Origin of the sequence: Microlunatus kandeliicorticis, from assembly GCF_014137855.1 — a bacterium.
Classification (GTDB): domain Bacteria; phylum Actinomycetota; class Actinomycetes; order Propionibacteriales; family Propionibacteriaceae; genus Microlunatus; species Microlunatus kandeliicorticis.
Genome location: NZ_JACGWT010000004.1, coordinates 367,222 through 384,379 on the forward strand (window position 1 = coordinate 367,222; position 17,158 = coordinate 384,379).

Consider the following 17,158-nt stretch of genomic DNA (forward strand, 5'->3'; position numbering starts at 1 on the left):
GCTCTTCGGCTCGGGTCGGCCGCCTGCTGCAGGCGCTCACGAGGCCAGACAAGACGGACCGAGCAGCGCCTTGAGGTCGGCCATCAGCGGTTGCGACGGGGTGACCCGCAGCTGCTGGTCGACCCGCATCAGCGTGGTCTTGTTCTGGGTCAGCAGCCGCAGCCGCACCTCGGTCATGCCGGGGTGCGCGGCCAGCACCGACCGCAGCTGCTCGACGACCGGCGGGGTGCACCGGACCGCGGGCAGCGAGATCACCACCGGGCCGGTCGGGGCGTCGGTGACGTCGGGCAGCGTCAGCTCCTGCCCGATCAGCGCCACCCCGTCCTCGTCGGCGCGCACCCGTCCCTTGACCCGGACCACGGTGTCGGTGGCCAGCACGGTCGAGACCAGGTCGTAGGCCTTGGGGAACAGCAACACCTCGATCGAGGCCTCCAGGTCTTCGACGCTGATCACCGCCCAGATGTCCCCGCGCTTGGTGGTCTTGCGGGTCACCGCGGTGATCATCCCGGCGATGGTGACCATGCCCTCGCGCCGGCCGCCGCCCTCGCCGCTCTCGTCACCGCCGATCAGCTCGCCGATCCCGATGTCGCGCTCGCGGTGCAGCACGTGCTCGAGGCCCTGCAGCGGGTGGTCGCTGACGTAGAGCCCGAGCATCTCGCGCTCGAAGGCCAGCTTCGTCCGCTTGTCCCAGTCGTCCAGGTCGGGCACGGTCCCGGTCAGGGTGGCCGCCTCGCCCTCGTCGCCGAAGCCGAAGTCGAAGCCGTCCTGGCCGTTGGCGGCGTTCCGCTTGAGGTCGATCACGCCGTCGACCGCGGACTCGTAGACGCTCATCAGCGCCCGCCGGGTGTGGCCCATCGACTCGAAGGCGCCGGCCTTGATCAGCGACTCGATGACCCGCTTGTTGCAGGCCACCAGCGGCACCTGGTCGAGGAAGCCGTAGAAGTCCTTGGCCGGGCCGTGCTCCTGCCGGGCCGCGACGATGCCCTCGACGACGTTGGCGCCGACGTTGCGGATCGCGGTCAGCCCGAACCGGATGTCGCCGCCGACCGGGGTGAAGTTGGCCTCGGACTCGTTGACGTCGGGCGGCAGCACCTTGATCCCCATCCGCCGGCACTCGGCCAGGTAGATGGCGATCTTGTCCTTGTCGTCCTGCACCGACTGGAGCACCGCGGCCATGTACTCGGCCGGGTAGTGCACCTTGAGGTAGGCCGTCCAGTAGGAGACCAGCCCGTAAGCCGCCGAGTGCGCCTTGTTGAACGCGTAGCTGGAGAACGGCACCAGCACGTCCCAGAGCGTCTGGATCGCGGCGTCGGAGAAGCCCTTGGCCCGCATCCCGTCGCGGAACGGCGGGAACTCGGCGTCGAGCACCTCCTTCTTCTTCTTGCCCATCGCCTTGCGGAGCAGGTCCGCGCCACCCAGGCTGTAGCCGGCCAGCTCCTGGGCGATCTTGAGCACCTGCTCCTGATAGATGATCAGGCCGTAGCTCTCGCCGAGGATCGGGGCCAGCGCCTCGGCCAGCTCCGGGTGCACGTAGCTGACGGCCTGCTGGCCGTTCTTCCGCTTCGCGTAGTTGGTGTGGCTGTCGGCCCCCATCGGGCCCGGGCGGTAGAGCGCGCCGAGCGCGGAGATGTCGTTGAACTCGGTGGGCCGCATCAGCCGGCAGAGCTGGCGGTAGCCCGAGGAGTCGAACTGGAACACCCCGAGCGTCTCGCCGCGGGCGAGCAGCTCGTAGGTCTCCCGGTCGTCGAGGGTCTTGGCCAGAGCGTCGAGGTCGACCTCGATCCCCCGGTTGAGCTTCACGTTGTCGAGCGCGTCGCCGAGGATGGTCAGGTTGCGCAGCCCGAGGAAGTCCATCTTGACCAGCCCGAGCGACTCGCACGTCGGGTAGTCGAACTGGGTGATGATCGCGCCGTCCTGCTCGCGCTTCATGATCGGGATGATGTCGACCAGCGGGTCGCTCGACATGATCACGCCGGCCGCGTGCACGCCCCACTGCCGCTTGAGCCCCTCGAGCCCCATCGCGGTGTCGACCACCCGGTGCGCGTCGGGGTCGGTGTCGTAGAGCTGGCGGAACTCACCGCCCTCGGTGTAGCGCGGGTGGTCGCTGTCGAACAGCCCGGTGAGCGGGACGTCCTTGCCCTGCACCGCCGGCGGCATCGCCTTGGTGATCTTCTCGCCGACCGCGTAGGGGTAGCCGAGCACCCGGCCGGCGTCCTTGACCGCCTGCTTGGCCTTGATGGTGCCGTAGGTGACGATCTGGGCCACCCGGTCGTCGCCGTACTTCTCGGTGACGTAGCGGATCACCTCGCCGCGGCGACGGTCGTCGAAGTCGACGTCGAAGTCGGGCATCGACTTGCGCTCGGGGTTGAGGAACCGCTCGAAGATCAGCCCGTGCTCGATCGGGTCGAGGTCGGTGATCCGCATCGCGTACGCGCAGATCGAGCCGGCACCCGAACCGCGGCCGGGGCCGACCCGGACGCCGTGGTCCTTGGCCCAGTTGATGAAGTCGGCGACCACCAGGTAGTAGCCCGGGTAGCCCTTGCCGATGATGACCTCGGTCTCGAAGTCGGTCTGGGCCCGGACCGCCGCGCTGACCCCGTCCGGGTAGCGCTGCCGGAGCCCCTCCTCGACCTCGTGCAGGAACCAGCTGGTCTCGTCGTAGCCCGGCGGGCACGGGAACCGGGGCATGTACCGGCCCTCGCCGTGGGTGAACTCGACGTTGCACCGCTCGGCGATCTCGAGGGTGTTGTCGCAGGCCTCGGGCAGCTCGGCGAACAGCGCACGCATCTCGGCCGGGCTCTTCAGGTAGTAGCCGTCGCCGTCGAGCTTGAAGCGGTTGGCGTCGGCCATCGACGAGCCGGACTGGACGCAGAGCAGCACCTCGTGGCTGGCCGCGTCCTCCCGGCTGGAGTAGTGCAGGTCGTTGGTGGCGACCAGCGGCAGGTGGAGGTCCTTGGCGATCTGGAGCAGCCCGGAGCGGACCCGCTTCTCGATGCTCAGACCGTGGTCCATCAGCTCGACGTAGTAGTTGTCGGCGCCGAAGATGTCGCGGAACTCGGCGGCGCTGGCCACCGCCTCCTCGTACTTGCCGAGCCGCAGGTAGGTCTGCACCTCCCCCGACGGGCAGCCGGTGGTGGCGATCAGGCCCTGGGCGTAGGTCTGCAGCAGCTCGCGGTCCATCCGCGGCTTGTAGAAGAACCCCTCGAGCGAGGCGCGGGAGCCGAGCCGGAACAGGTTGTGCATCCCGGTGGTGTTCTCGGCCCACATCGTCATGTGGGTGAACGCGCCGCCGCCCGAGACGTCGTCGCCGTTGGCCGCGTCCTTGGCGTCGCCCCAGCGGACCCGTTTGCGCTCGCTGCGGTGGGTCTTCGGGGTGACGTAGGCCTCGAGCCCGACGATCGGCTTGACCCCGGTGCCCTGCGCGGCGGCGTGGAACTCGTGCGCGCCGAAGAGGAACCCGTGGTCGGTCACCGCCAGCGCCGGCATCCCCATCCGCTCGCACCCGTCGAACAGGTCGGGGATGCGGGCGGCACCGTCGAGCATCGAGTACTCGGAGTGGACGTGCAGGTGGACGAACGAGTCCGTGCCGCCGGACCTGCCCCCGGAACCCGCCATGAACGTGCACTACCTCCAGGATCGTGGTCGGCGCGTGGCCGCTGTTCGGGTCGGGCGGACGGGCTCGCGCCACGGCCGCCGGGTCGCTGGGGGAAGACAGCGAGAGGAGCCAGACTAGCCCCGCGCACCGACAGTCGACGCCGACCGACACGGCCCAGCCGCCATCCCAGCACAGATCCCGTCGGGCCGTCCCGGGCGGCCCGTCGCGGCCGGGCATCGGGGCCGCCGACCGGCTCCGAATCACCGGTGTGCCGACCCGCCGCCAGCTGCTCGCCGCCACCGCCCGGCTGGGTGTGGTCGCGGGCGCCGGGACCGGGCTGGCCGGCGGTCTGCTGGGTCTCTCCGCGTGCGGCGCGGACTCTCCCGCCGCAGCCCCGGCTCCGGACGGGACGGTCCGGGTGGCCTACGGCAGCGATCCGAGCCAGTTCGCCGAGCTGAGCCTGCCCGGGCCGGGTCCGACGGCGTCGTCCGTCCCGGCCGGCCTTCCGGTGGTGGTGGTCGTGCACGGCGGCTACTGGTCGACCGGCTACGGGCTCGAGCTCGGCCGTCCGCTGGCCGCCGACCTCGTCCGCGCCGGGGTGGCGGTCTGGAACGTCGAGTACCGCCGGGTCGGCGAGGGACCGGGCGGCGGGGGCGGTTGGCCGGCCACCGGCGACGACGTCGCCGCCGCGCTCGACGCCCTGGCGGGCTCCGCGGTGGTCACCGCCGCCCGACGGGCGGGCGTCTCGCTGGACCTGGCCCGGGTGGTCGGGCTGGGGCACTCCGCGGGCGGTCAGCTGGTCGGCTGGCTGGCGGCGCGGTCCGGCGGGAGCGGCGGTGCGAGCGGTGGGCGTGGAACCGGCGGGCAGGTCCGGCTCCGCGGAGCGGTGAGCCAGGCCGGGGTGCTCGACCTGGTCGAGGCGGCCCGGCTCGGGCTGGGCGGCGGCGCCGTCGAGAGCCTGCTCGGCGGCACGCCCGACAGCCGCCCGCGCGCCTACGCCGGCGCCTCACCAACCGCGCGGGTACCGATCCGGGTCCCGGTCTGCTGCGTCCACGGCACCGACGACGACGTGGTGCCGATCAGCCAGTCGGAGCGTTTCGTGGCCGCCGACCGGGCCGCCGGCGGCACCGCCGAGCTGCGCCGGGTGCCCGGCGGCCACTTCGAGCAGATCACCGTCGGCACCCCGGCCTGGGCGACCTGTCGGGCCGCGACGCTGCGACTGCTCGGCTGACCGCTCGGGCCGGCGGGTGCTCGGCGGTCAGGCGTCGGCGCAGAACCGGGTCGCCCCGGCGCCGCTGACCGCCGTCGAGGACACCCAGCGACCGCGGTCGGTGTAGTGCCAGCGATGGGTGGTCGGGCCGACGAAACAGACCAGGCCGACCCGCTGGCCCCGGGTGTACCGACCGGCGGCGGCGTCGGCGCTGCTCGGGCCCCGTCGGACGGTCACCGTCGCGCGGGCGTGACCCGAGACGGTGCCGGACGGCCGGCAGAAGTCGGGCGCGGGGCCGTCGTTGGCGACGTACTTCGCGGCCACCCAGATCCGGCCGCCGCCGGTGATCGGGATGCCGTACCAGAGGTCGTTGCCGCCGACGCTCGGGCCGTGGACCTTGCAGTCGAGATCGATCCTGGCGCCCCGCCGAAAGCTCGGCCCGGCCTCGGAGTGGGTGGTGGGGAACGAACGGCCGGTCAGGCTGGTGCGGGCGGTGACGATGCCGTGCCGGAGCGCGGGCGCGGACCGGGCGGCCTGCGCGCCCGAGGAGCTCGGGGCGGCGACGGCCTGGTTGCCGCCGCCGAGGAAGCCGCCGCCGCCGACGGCGCTGGTGGCCACCGCCGCGACGGTGCCGGCGGTGCGGATCGAGAGGCCGGCGAAGCGGGTGCTGTGGGTCATGGTCGTGCTCCTGGTCGGTTGGGATGTGCCTTCATCCCTCTCGATGCACGCCCGAGGAGAAAAGTTGCCGCCGGGCGTCGGAAACCTCCGAGGACGACCGGGCGGGCTCAGTGCCGGGCCTCGACCGCCCACACCTCGCTCACGCCGGGGTGCTCGGTGCCCTCGTCGACGACGTGCACCCGGCTCCACATGTTCTCGGTGCCGCAGGCGTGGTTGGGCACGATCCGGACGAGGTCACCGACGTGCAGCGCGGCCACCCCGCGACCGGTGAGGAAGCCGTGCTCCTCGTTGCCCTGTTCGAACACCACGTCGGGCAGCGGCTGGAGGTGCAGGTCGCAGACCAGCCCGAGACCGCCGAGCGCCCCGAACGCGTCCATGCTCATCGCCTTGGTCCCGGCGTCGAGGATCGCCCGGCCGTCCCGACTGCGGTTGACCACCCGACCGAGGACGGTCAGCGCCGCGTCCTCGAGTCGCCCGCTGCCCAGCCGGATCTGGGTCAGGTCGGAGTAGACGTAGGTGCCCGGCCGGGCCTCGGTGACCCCCGGGCTGAACGGCACCGAGGCGGCGCCCGGCGTCGAGCCGACCGACACGATCTCGACCGGGTGCCCGGCGGCCCGGAGCCGCTCGGCCAGCGCGACCATCCCGGCGCCGACCCCGCGACCGACCCGGCCGCGTTCCTCGACGCCGGCGTAGCCGGTCAGCTGGCCCTCGTGAGTGGTGATCCCCCGGCAGCGCAGCGAGGGCCGGTCGGCCAGGGCGTCGAGCAGCGCGAGCGCGTCGTCCGGATCGATCCCGGTCCGGCCCTGACCGGTGTCGATCTCCAGCAGGTACGGGGCGACCACCCCGGCCGCAGCGGCCGCCTCGGCCAGCGGGAGCGCCACCTCGAGCGAGTCGACCTCCAGCAGCACCCGGCCGGTGGCGGCGGCCTCGACGGCGAAGGCGACCTTGGCCGGGCCGACCGGGAGGTGCGCCCAGAACAGGTCCTCGACGCCGTGGCCGAGCAGCCAGGAGACCTCGGCCGGGGTGGAGCAGGTGAAGCCGACGGCGCCGGCCTCGAGCTGGCGCCGCGCCACCTCCCAGCACTTGCTGGTCTTGACGTGCGGACGCAGCGCCACCCCGGCCCCGGCGATCGCGGCGGCGGTGGTAGCGATGTTGCGCTCCAGCCGAACCCGGTCGACCAGCAGCGCCGGCGTGGCGAGCTGGTCGAGCCGGGGCGCCGGGTCGGGTCCGGCGACGAAGCCGACGGGCAGGGTGGGCGGGGTCGGGCCGGTCACGGCGACGATCCTTCCACCCGCCGCCGACGGCCCCGGGACGGTGGTCAGCCCTCGGCGAGCGCCAGCACCTTCTCGACGGTCCGGACGTTCCGGGCGGTCACCGGCGCCCCGACCGCCTTGTCGAGTGCCGCGGCGAGCTTGCTGCGGCCGAGGCCGCCGGCGAAGTCGACGAAGACCTCGCCGGCCCGGAGCTCGAAGCGCTCCTCCGGGGTGGCCAGCGCGGCGATCCGCTCCGCCGCACCGGCCGGGACCCGGCCGGCCACGAACCCGACGGTCACCTGCTTCGGGTCGCCCTCGGGGAACGGGTTGGCCTCGAGCACATGGCGGAGCGCGCGCGGCGTCCGGCTCATCACCGGGATCGGGAAGCCGTAGGTGTCGGCGAACACCTGCTCGAGCTCGCGGGTGACGGCGGCCGCCGCCCGGGTGGTGCCGACGACCAGGTTGCCGCTGTTGATGTAGGTGGCGACGTCGGTGTAGCCGAGCTCCTCGACCAGCGACCGGAGCGCGGGCATGGCCACCGTGCGGTTGCCCCCGACGTTGATCCCGCGGAGGAAGACCACCAGCCGCTTCGTCATCGCCCTCCACTGGTCGGCCCCGTCGTCGTGCCGGAAATCTATCGCGGCGGTCGGCCTCGGAGCGGTCCACGACTCGACTCTCCCCTCACGTGAGAGTAGCGTCGTCCCGACGACGAGGCCGTCGTCGCGCCCGACCTGCTGCTCCCGCCTGCTGCTCCCGCGTTCGCTGCGCGGCGGAGCGCCCACACCTGCTGCTGACCCGCTCCCACGAGGACCTGCTGTGCCTGCCGCCGTCACGCCGACCGACACCGACCTGCCCCGACCCACCGTGGCCGGGACCGACCCGCAGCGCTGGACTGTACTCTCCGCGCTCCGCTCGCCCCGCCGGCTGCGGACGGAGGTGCTGGGCGGGCTGGTGGTCGCCCTCGCGCTGATCCCCGAGGCGATCTCGTTCTCGATCATCGCCGGGGTCGACCCTCGGGTCGGGCTCTTCGCCTCGTTCACCATGGCGGTGACCATCGCCGTGGTCGGCGGCCGACCGGCGATGATCTCCGCGGCCACCGGCGCGGTCGCGCTGGTCGTCGCTCCCCTGGTCCGCGCCCACGGCCTGGACTACCTGGTGGCCACGGTGCTGCTGGCCGGACTGATCCAGGTCGTGTTCGGACTGCTCGGGGTGGCCCGGCTGATGCGGTTCGTCCCGCGCAGCGTGATGGTCGGGTTCGTCAACGCGCTGGCGATCCTGATCTTCGTCGCGCAGGTCCCGAACCTGATCGGCGTGCCCTGGGCGGTCTATCCGCTGGTCGCGCTGGCCCTGGCGGTGATCGTGCTGCTCCCCCGGCTGACCCGGGTGGTGCCGGCCCCGCTGGTGGCGATCGTGGTGCTGACCGTGATCACGGTGGCCGCCGGCGTCGCGGTGCCCACCGTGGGCGACAAGGGGGCCCTGCCCGACGACCTCCCGACGCTCGGGCTGCCGGCCGTCCCCGTCGACCTGGCCACCCTGCGGATCATCGGTCCGTACGCGGTGGCGATGGCCGCGGTCGGGCTGCTCGAGTCGCTGATGACCGCGCGGCTGGTGGACGACCTGACCGACACCCCGAGCTCGAAGAAGCGCGAGGCGATGGGCCAGGGCGTGGCCAACGTGGTGACCGGCCTGTTCGGCGGGATGGGCGGCTGCGCGATGATCGGCCAGACGATGATCAACGTCAAGGCGTCCGGCTCGCGGACCCGGATCTCGACCTTCCTGGCCGGGGTGTTCCTGCTGGTGCTGGTGGTGGGGCTCGGTGACCTGGTCGCGGTGATCCCGATGGCGGCCCTGGTCGCGGTGATGATCATGGTGTCGGTCGGCACCTTCGACTGGCACAGCATCGCCCCGCGGACGCTGCGGGCGATGCCGCTCAGCGCCACGGTGATCATGGTCGCCACCGTGGTGGTGACGGTGGCCACCGGCAACCTGGCCTGGGGTGTACTGGTCGGCGTGCTGGTGGCGATCCTGTTCTTCGTCCGCCGGGTCTCCGGACTGATCGAGGTGCTGCCGCTCGAGCCGATCGAGACCGCCGACGGCGGCCACCGGGTCTACCAGGTGCGCGGGACGCTGTTCTTCGCCTCCAGCAACGACCTGACCACCCGGTTCGACTACGCCGGCGACCCGGACCGGGTGACCGTCGACCTCAGCCGCGCCCAGGTGCTCGACTCGTCCTCGGTGGCCGCGCTCGACACCATCGAGCACAAGTACGCCCAGCGCGGCAAGCGCGCCGAGATCGTCGGCCTGGACGCGCCCAGCCTGGCCTGGCACGGCCGGCTGACCGGGCGGCTCAAGGCCGGCCAGTCCTGAGCTCTGCTCCGACGTTCCGGTGGAGCATCGCCGCGGGAGTCCAACCGAGTGTTGCTACCCCGCGCCCGGTGAAGCCGGGCCATCCCAGCGCGACGAATAATCCGCCCGCACCAGTGGCCACACCCTGGCTACTCCCTCGTCGACGCTCATGACCTGCTTTGCCAGGTCGTCGAACAACACGAAGTCGTGAGGGATAGGGCGCCCGGCGGCGTCTCGGCGGCCCGCCGGGTCAAGAAACCGAAGAGCCGTGACATCGTGCTCACGTTCACAGACCTCGAGGTCATCTTCGAATCTGTTGAAGGCGGCTTCGTAGCGCATGAGGGGATCCTCGAGGCCAGCGTCACGAAGAAATCGAAAGCCCCACCGCCAGCCACGCGTCGCCCAGATGAGCTTCATCGTTCGCTGCGCAGGAGTGTTCGCTCTTCCTCGCCACGCTTCAGGTCTAGGCCGAATCTTGCCAAGGTGGCGCGAAGATGGTCGTGTCTGGCCATGGCGGCGCTGTTCGCTTCCTTCAGCTTGTTCGCCGCGAACTGAAGGCCGTCGTCGAGCACATTACTGGTCATGAGCCCGAGCAGCGCTCTGGAGACAGCGCCCAACGGTCCCGGCAGATTGAACCGTTTCGCGACAAAAGCCAATCCACCGGTCAGCAGGCTGACCAGCGGTCTGACTTCACCGATCATCTGCTCCGCCACCCTGCCGACGGCAGCCCTCTGGCTGGCCCACCGCAGGTGCCTCTCGACCGGGAGCATCGCCGCAATCGGCAGGATCAGATCGACACCCACACGCTGCGTGAACTCGATTCTTCCTCCATCGAACTTCGCCGACGACAACAGCGCGAAGTCCTCACCGACCGCCAAAGCTTCTTCCGACTCGACCATCGTCTCGATCACCTCTCGAAGCGCCTGGATGTCGGCCCCCACTCGCGCAATCATCAGATCGCGAAATCGCCAAACATCGGTCTCAGGCAGAAGGTCGCTCTTCGAGAGCGCGAAGATCCAGATGCGTGGGAACTGCACGAGCCGTTTGCCGTCCGTCAGCAGCTCGTCCCGCAGCCCCAGAAGCGCGTTTCGCATCGACGACAGCAGGCTGCGAAGGTAGCGCTCTTCCTGACCTGCATGGTCGAGCATCCGCTGACCGTCGACGAGGAGAAGCGCCACATCGGCGCTCAACAGGTCACGGAAGGTGTCGACTCGGCGGCGCGCCTCCTCTGGCCCCGACACGTCGCCGTTGAACCACTCGCCGGGATAGTCGTGCCACACGAGTTCAAGCGCCTCGAACGGACGCACCTTGCCCGAGCTCGGAGCCGGGGCCTGGGTGAACTTCAGGGAGAACGAGTAGCTCGTAGCACGGAAATTATTGGCGACCGGCGTCTGTGCATCGTCGCGCATGCGCAGGTACAACTGATGCAACCGTGTGCCCTGGCCAGCGTCATCGGCAAGAAGGTGGAACAAGTTGGCCTGCGCGTACCCGGGCTCTTGCGCGGCTCCATAGAACGAGGACAAGAGAACGGTCTTTCCGCTCCCACTCTCGCCGAAGACGGCAATGGACTGTTTCTTCTTGTTGACGGGGGGCATTGTCGAACCCTAGTCGTCCTCTGCCATTGGCGCGAGAAGAGGACGATTGCCACCCTTTTTGGAAAGCACGGTGCCCCGAGCCTGTGGCTCGGGGCACCGTCCGTCGTGCCTGGTCCTGCGTGGTCCGGGGCGCTCAGACCATCATCTGGCGGGCGGTCGGCGGGATCGGCCGCGGCAGCTTGGTGGTGCCGGACAGGAAGGCGTCCACCCCGGCCGCGCAGGCCCGGCCCTCGGCGATGGCCCAGACGATCAGCGACTGGCCGCGGCCCGCGTCGCCGCAGACGAACAGCCCGTCGACGTTGGTGCCGTAGTTGTCGGCCCGGGCGATGTTGCCGCGCTGGTCGAGCTCGACGCCGAGGTCCTCGACCACGGAGGTCGACTCGGGGCCGACGAAGCCCATGGCCAGCAGCACGAGCTCGGCCGGGATCTCGCGCTCGGTGCCCTCGACCGGGTTGAACCGGCCGTTCTCGAAGGTCACCTCGCTGATCTTGAGCGCCCGCAGGTTGCCGTCCTCGTCGCCGAGGAACTCCGAGGTCGAGCTGGAGTACACCCGCTCGCCGCCCTCCTCGTGGGCCGAGGAGACCCGGTAGGTCATCGGGTAGGTCGGCCACGGCTGGTGGGCCGGGCGATCCGACGGCGGGGTCGGCATGATCTCCAGCTGGGTGATCGACTTCGCCTGCTGCCGGATCGCGGTTCCGAGGCAGTCCGCGCCGGTGTCGCCGCCACCGATGATGATCACGTTCTTGCCCTCGGCGGTGACCTGCTGCTCGGGCGCGTGGCCCCGGGCGGCGCGGTTGGCCTGGGGCAGGAACTCCATCGCCTGGTAGATCCCCTTCAGCTCACGCCCCGGTGCCGGCAGGTCGCGCGCCACCGTCGAGCCGATGGCCAGCACCACGGCGTCGTAGCGCTTCTGCAGCTCGTGCCAGCTGACGTCCTTGCCGACCTCGACCCCGCAGCGGAAGATCGTGCCCTCGTCCTTCATCTGCCGGATCCGGCGGTCGAGGACCCGCTTCTCCATCTTGAACTCGGGGATCCCGTAGCGGAGCAGACCGCCGGGCGCGTCGGCCCGCTCGAACACGGCGACGGTGTGGCCGGTCCGGGTCAGCTGCTGGGCGCAGGCCAGTCCGGACGGCCCCGAGCCGACCACGGCGATGGTCCGGCCGGTGTGCCACTCGGGCGGCTGCGGGGTGACCCGACGGTCGTCCCAGCCCTTGTCGATGATCGCGACCTCGACGTTCTTGATGGTCACGGGATCACGGTTGATCCCCACCACGCAGGCGGTCTCGCACGGTGCCGGGCAGAGCCGCCCGGTGAACTCCGGGAAGTTGTTGGTGGCGTGCAGCCGCTGCAGCGCCTCCTCCCAGTCGTCGCGCCAGACCAGGTCGTTCCACTCCGGGATCAGGTTCCCCAGCGGGCAACCGGTGTGGCAGAACGGGATGCCGCAGTCCATGCAGCGTCCGGCCTGTTCGTTGATGATCGGCAGCACGGCCCGGCCGGGCGACCCCGGGTAGACCTCTTTCCAGTCGTGCACCCGCTCCTGGACCGGACGCCGTTCGGCGACCCGTCGCGGGGTGGTGATGAACCCTCGGGGATCAGCCATTCGCGGCCTCCATCATGCGCAGGGTGGTCTCGTTCTCGGTGAGGCCCTCGGCCTCGGCCTCGGCCCGGGCCTTGAGCACCCGGGCGTAGTCGCGCGGCAGGATCTTGACGAACCGGCCGAGTACGACATCCCAGTCGGCGAGCAGCCCTTCGGCCACCGCCGACTCGGTCTCCTCGTGGTGCCGGGTGACCAGGCGCCGCAGCGTCGCCTCGTCCTCGGCGTCGAGCTCGACCAGGTCGACCATCTCGCGGTTGAGCCGGCCGGCGTCCAGGTCGAGCACGTAGGCCACGCCGCCGGACATGCCGGCCGCGACGTTGCGCCCGGTCCCGCCGAGCACCACCACGGTGCCGCCGGTCATGTACTCGCAGCCGTGGTCGCCCAGCCCCTCCACCACCGCGGTGGCCCCGGAGTTGCGGACGCAGAACCGCTCGCCGACCTGACCGCGGATGAAGATCTCTCCCGAGGTCGCGCCGTAGCCGATCACGTTGCCGGCGATGATGTGCTCCTCGGCGACGAAGCCGGCGTCGCGGGCCGGCCGGACGATCAGCCGCCCGCCCGACAGCCCCTTGCCGAGGTAGTCGTTGGTGTCGCCCTCGAGCCGCAGGGTCACCCCGGCCGGCAGGAACGCGCCGAAGCTCTGGCCGCCCGAGCCGGTGAAGGTGATGTCGATGGTGTTCTCGGGCAGCCCCCGGCCCTCGGTGGCCTTGGTCACCTCGTGGCCGAGGATCGTGCCCACGGTCCGGTCGACGTTGCGGATCGGCAGGGTCGCCCGGACCAGCTCGCCGTTCGTCAGCGCCGGCTGGCAGAGCTCGATCAGCTGCTGGTCGAGCTTGGCGTCCAGGCCGTGGTCCTGACCGGTGACGTTGTGCAGCGGGCTGCCCTCGGGCAGCTCGGGACGGTGCAGCACCGGACCGAGGTCGAGGTCGTGGGCCTTCCAGTGGCTGACCGCCGGCGCGACGTCGAGCGCCTCGACGTGGCCGACGGCCTCCTCGATGGACCGGAAGCCGAGCTCGGCGAGGTACTCGCGCACCTCCTCGGCGATGAAGGTGAAGAAGTTGACCACGAACTCCGGCTTGCCGCCGAACTTCGCCCGCAGCTCCGGGTTCTGCGTCGCCACGCCGACCGGGCAGGTGTCGAGGTGGCAGACCCGCATCATCACGCAGCCGCTCACCACCAGCGGCGCGGTGGCGAAGCCGAACTCCTCGGCCCCCAGCAGGGCGCCGATCACCACGTCACGACCGGTCTTCAGCTGGCCGTCCACCTGGACGACGATCCGGTCCCGCAGCCCGTTGAGCAGCAGGGTCTGCTGGGTCTCGGCCAGGCCGAGCTCCCACGGGCCGCCGGCGTGCTTGAGGGAGGTCAGCGGTGCCGCGCCGGTGCCGCCGTCGTGGCCCGAGATCAGCACCACGTCGGCCTTGGCCTTGCTCACCCCGGCCGCGACCGTGCCGACCCCGACCTCGGCCACCAGCTTGACGTGCACCCGGGAGGCCGGGTTGGCGCACTTCAGGTCGTGGATGAGCTGCTTGAGGTCCTCGATCGAGTAGATGTCGTGGTGCGGCGGCGGGCTGATCAGCCCGACGCCGGGCGTCGAGTGCCGGGTGCTGGCCACCCACGGGTAGACCTTCGGCCCGGGCAGCTGCCCGCCCTCGCCGGGCTTGGCGCCCTGGGCCATCTTGATCTGCAGGTCGGTGGCGTAGGTGAGGTACTCGCTGGTCACCCCGAACCGGCCGGACGCGACCTGCTTGATCGCGCTGCGCCGCTCCGGGTCGTGCAGCCGCTCGCTGTCCTCGCCGCCCTCGCCGGTGTTGGAGCGCGCCCCGAGCCGGTTCATCGCGATGGCCAGCGTCTCGTGCGCCTCCTGCGAGATCGAGCCGTAGCTCATCGCGCCGGTGGAGAACCGCTTGACGATCTCGCTGGCCGGCTCGACCTCCTCGATCGGCACCGGCGGACGGCCGCCGTTGTCCGCCGTCTTGAACTTGAGCAGGCCGCGCAGCGTCATCAGCCGCTCGGACTGGGTGTCGACGTGGTTGGTGTAGGCCTTGAAGATGTCGTAGCGGCCGGACCGGGTCGAGTGCTGGAGCCGGAACACCGTCTCCGGGTCGAACAGGTGCGGCTCGCCCTCGCGGCGCCACTGGTACTCGCCGCCGACCTCGAGCCGGCGGTGCGCCAGCGGGATGCCGTCGGCCGGGTAGGCCCGCAGGTGCCGGGCCTGGATCTCGCGGGCGATCTCGGGCAGCCCGATCCCGCCCAGCTTGCTGGTGGTGCCGGTGAAGTAGCGGTCGACCACCGACTGGCTGAGCCCGAGCGCCTCGAAGATCTGCGCCCCGGTGTAGGAGGCGACGGTGGAGACACCCATCTTGCTCATCACCTTGAGCACGCCCTTGCCGAGCGCCTTGACCACGTTCTTGACCGCGATCTCCGGCTCGGTGTCGAGGTAGACCCCGCGCCGGGCCAGGTCCTCGGCGGTCTCGATCGCCAGATAGGGGTTGACGCCGGCGGCGCCGTAGCCGATCAGCAGCGCGACGTGGTGCACCTCGCGGACGTCGGCGGCCTCGACCACCAGCCCGACCTGGGTGCGGGTCTTCTCCCGGACCAGGTGGTGGTGGATCGCCGCGGTGAACAACAGCGACGGGATCGGCGCGAGCTCGGCGTTGGAGTGCCGGTCGGACAGGATGATCGTCCGGGCCCCCGCCTCGATTGCCGCGCTGACCTCGGCGCACAGCTCGTCGAGCTTGGCCTCGAGCGCCTCGGCGCCGCCGGCCACCTCGTAGAGACCGCGGGCCACGTAGACCGCGTAGCCGGGCAGGTCGCCGTCCCGGTTCATCAGCCGGATCCGGGCCAGGTCGTCGTTGTCGAGCACCGGGAACGGCAGCACCAGCCGGCGACAGGACGCCGGACCGGGCTCGAGCAGGTTCTGCTCGGGGCCGATGGTGTTGTACAGCGAGGTGACGAGCTCCTCGCGGATGGCGTCCAGCGGCGGGTTGGTGACCTGCGCGAACAGCTGGCTGAAGTAGTCGAACAGCAGCCGCGGCTTGTCGCTGATCGCCGCGACCGGGCTGTCGGTGCCCATCGAGCCGATCGGCTCGGCGCCCTTGGCCGCCATCGGGGCGACGATGACCCGCAGGTCCTCCTCGGTGTAGCCGAACACCTGCTGGCGCCGGGTGACCGAGGCGTGGCTGTGCACGACGTGCTCGCGCTCGGGCAGGTCGGACAGACCGAGCCGGCCGGCGGTCAGCCACTCGCCGTAGGGCTCGGCCGCGGCCAGTGAGTTCTTGATCTCCTCGTCGGAGACGATCCGGTGCTGCTCGAGGTCGGCGAGGAACATCTTGCCGGGCTGCAGCCGGCCCTTGGAGACGATCCGGGACTGGTCGAGCTCGAGCACGCCGGCCTCGGAGGCCAGCACCACCAGACCGTCGTCGGTGACCCAGTAGCGGCCCGGACGCAGACCGTTGCGGTCGAGGGTGGCGCCGACCACGGTGCCGTCGGTGAACACCACGCCCGCCGGGCCGTCCCACGGCTCCATCAGGCAGGAGTGGAAGGCGTAGAAGTCGCGCCGCAGCCGGTCCATCTCGGCGTTGTTCTCCCACGCCTCGGGGATCATCATCAGCACGGCGTGCGGCAGCGACCGGCCGCCGAGGTGGAGCAGCTCGACGACCTCGTCGAAGGAGGCCGAGTCCGAGGCGCCCGGCGTGCAGATCGGGAACAGCCGCTCCAGGTCGCCGGGGATCAGGTCGGACTTGAGCAGCGCCTCGCGGGCCCGCATCCAGTTGCGGTTGCCCTTGACGGTGTTGATCTCGCCGTTGTGGGCGATCATCCGGTACGGGTGCGCGAGCTCCCAGGCCGGGAAGGTGTTGGTCGAGAACCGCGAGTGGACGACGGCGAGCGCGCTGGTCATCCGGCCGTCGCCGAGGTCGGGGAACATCAGCTCGAGCTGCTCGGTGGTGAGCATGCCCTTGTAGACGAGGGTCCGGCACGACAGCGAGGGGAAGTAGACCCCGGCCTCGTGCTCGGCGCGACGGCGCAGGCAGTAGACCAGCCGCTCGAGGGCCAGACCCTGGAGCGGGGTGTGCGCGCCGGCGACCAGCAGCTGCTCGAAGTGCGGCATCACCGACTTGGAGATCTCGCTGAGCAGGGTGGCGTCGGTGGGCACCTCGCGCCAGCCGAGCACCCGCAGGCCCTCCTCGGCCGCGATCTCCTCGATCCGGCTCCTGGCCGCGGCGGCGGCCTCCGGCTCGGCGGGCAGGAAGGCGTTGCCCACCGCGTAGCTCCCGGCGGCCGGGAGCTCGATGCCCGCCTCGGCGCAGACGGCGCGGAGGAAGGCGTCCGGGACCTGGATCAGGATGCCCGCACCGTCACCGGCCTGGGCGTCGGCGCCGGTCGCCCCGCGGTGGTCGAGGTTCCGCAGCGCCCGCAGGCCCTGCGCGACGATGTCGTGGCTCGCCTCGCCGGTCAGCGTCGCGACGAAGGCGACCCCGCACGCGTCGCGTTCGAAGTCGGGGTCGTACAGGCCCTGCGCCACCGGGAAACCGGGACGGTTCGGCTGGCTGTTCGTCGGCTGGAGAGACTGCCCCACAGACATGGCTACTCCCGTGGTCGGAGCCGGGCTGGTCGGCCGGCTGGACGCGGATCATGGCGAACACCCCGGGACCTGGGTCCGGGGGCGTGGTGTGCTCCGCCGCGGCGTGGCCGGGCGGCTCCGGGATGCGGGTCCCGGGGGTGGCAGCGGGCGGTCCTGCCCTGCCGACGGGACGTCGGACATCAGTCGTCGTCGTGCGGGACGGCATTGGCCCATGTGTCGGGCGAGCCTAGCGCAGCGCGTCCCGCATCACGGACTGGTCTGCCCGCAATGTGGTCGCTCCGGCGGCGGCCCGATCGAGTCTA

The 17,158-nt window shown here is 71.3% G+C and carries 10 protein-coding genes; 2 read left to right on the forward strand and 8 right to left on the reverse strand.

Annotated elements, in window-relative coordinates:
- Nucleotides 1-36: 36 nt before the first annotated feature.
- A complete protein-coding gene (gene dnaE, locus FHX74_RS13945) occupies nt 37-3,615 on the reverse strand; it encodes a DNA polymerase III subunit alpha (protein ID WP_182560772.1) in 3,579 nt (1,192 codons plus the stop codon).
- 248 nt (nt 3,616-3,863) lie between these two features.
- Here dnaE and FHX74_RS13950 point away from each other — a divergent pair, with 248 nt between their 5' ends.
- Nucleotides 3,864-4,826, forward strand: a complete 963-nt coding sequence (locus tag FHX74_RS13950) for an alpha/beta hydrolase family protein (protein WP_220483928.1) — start codon at nt 3,864-3,866, stop codon at nt 4,824-4,826.
- A 27-nt stretch (nt 4,827-4,853) separates the two neighbouring features.
- Here the strand turns inward: FHX74_RS13950 and FHX74_RS13955 are convergent, their stop codons facing one another.
- From FHX74_RS13955 to FHX74_RS13965, 3 genes are all read right to left on the reverse strand, one after another.
- On the reverse strand, nt 4,854-5,483 hold the full coding sequence (locus tag FHX74_RS13955; protein WP_182560773.1) for a hypothetical protein: 630 nt from the start codon (nt 5,481-5,483) through the stop codon (nt 4,854-4,856).
- A gap of 107 nt (nt 5,484-5,590) precedes the next feature.
- Nucleotides 5,591-6,757 (reverse strand): alanine racemase, encoded by a 1,167-nt coding sequence (locus FHX74_RS13960; RefSeq protein WP_182560774.1) that lies wholly within the window; start codon nt 6,755-6,757, stop codon nt 5,591-5,593.
- Between the two features lie 44 nt (nt 6,758-6,801).
- Nucleotides 6,802-7,332: a DUF1697 domain-containing protein gene (locus FHX74_RS13965; RefSeq protein WP_182560775.1), complete on the reverse strand. Its 531-nt coding sequence runs from the start codon at nt 7,330-7,332 to the stop codon at nt 6,802-6,804.
- A gap of 220 nt (nt 7,333-7,552) precedes the next feature.
- Here FHX74_RS13965 and FHX74_RS13970 point away from each other — a divergent pair, with 220 nt between their 5' ends.
- Nucleotides 7,553-9,103 (forward strand): SulP family inorganic anion transporter, encoded by a 1,551-nt coding sequence (locus FHX74_RS13970; RefSeq protein WP_328823826.1) that lies wholly within the window; start codon nt 7,553-7,555, stop codon nt 9,101-9,103.
- 54 nt (nt 9,104-9,157) lie between these two features.
- Here FHX74_RS13970 and FHX74_RS13975 read toward each other — a convergent pair whose 3' ends face one another.
- The 4 genes from FHX74_RS13975 to gltB form a co-directional block, all read right to left on the reverse strand.
- A complete protein-coding gene (locus FHX74_RS13975; RefSeq protein ID WP_220483929.1) occupies nt 9,158-9,421 on the reverse strand; it encodes a hypothetical protein in 264 nt (87 codons plus the stop codon).
- Nucleotides 9,422-9,495: 74 nt separating this feature from the next.
- Entirely contained in the window at nt 9,496-10,677 is a 1,182-nt protein-coding gene (locus tag FHX74_RS13980; RefSeq protein ID WP_182560778.1) for a TRAFAC clade GTPase domain-containing protein, read from the reverse strand.
- A gap of 133 nt (nt 10,678-10,810) precedes the next feature.
- Nucleotides 10,811-12,277 (reverse strand): glutamate synthase subunit beta, encoded by a 1,467-nt coding sequence (locus tag FHX74_RS13985; RefSeq protein ID WP_182560779.1) that lies wholly within the window; start codon nt 12,275-12,277, stop codon nt 10,811-10,813.
- The gene (gene gltB, locus FHX74_RS13990; RefSeq protein ID WP_182560780.1) at nt 12,270-16,856 is read right to left on the reverse strand and encodes a glutamate synthase large subunit; all 4,587 of its coding nucleotides are present in this window, start codon (nt 16,854-16,856) and stop codon (nt 12,270-12,272) included. Before gltB ends, FHX74_RS13985 begins: the two co-directional genes overlap by 8 nt.
- Nucleotides 16,857-17,158: the final 302 nt, after the last annotated feature.

Excerpts from the sequence above, each read along its gene's own strand:
- dnaE (WP_182560772.1), bottom strand. The coding sequence starts at position 3,615 with ATGGCGGGTTCCGGGGGCAGGTCCGGCGGCACGGACTCGTTCGTCCAC.
- FHX74_RS13955 (WP_182560773.1), bottom strand. The coding sequence starts at position 5,483 with ATGACCCACAGCACCCGCTTCGCCGGCCTCTCGATCCGCACCGCCGGC.
- FHX74_RS13965 (WP_182560775.1), bottom strand. The coding sequence starts at position 7,332 with ATGACGAAGCGGCTGGTGGTCTTCCTCCGCGGGATCAACGTCGGGGGC.
- FHX74_RS13975 (WP_220483929.1), bottom strand. The coding sequence starts at position 9,421 with ATGCGCTACGAAGCCGCCTTCAACAGATTCGAAGATGACCTCGAGGTC.
- FHX74_RS13980 (WP_182560778.1), bottom strand. The coding sequence starts at position 10,677 with ATGCCCCCCGTCAACAAGAAGAAACAGTCCATTGCCGTCTTCGGCGAG.
- FHX74_RS13985 (WP_182560779.1), bottom strand. The coding sequence starts at position 12,277 with ATGGCTGATCCCCGAGGGTTCATCACCACCCCGCGACGGGTCGCCGAA.
- gltB (WP_182560780.1), bottom strand. The coding sequence starts at position 16,856 with ATGTCTGTGGGGCAGTCTCTCCAGCCGACGAACAGCCAGCCGAACCGT.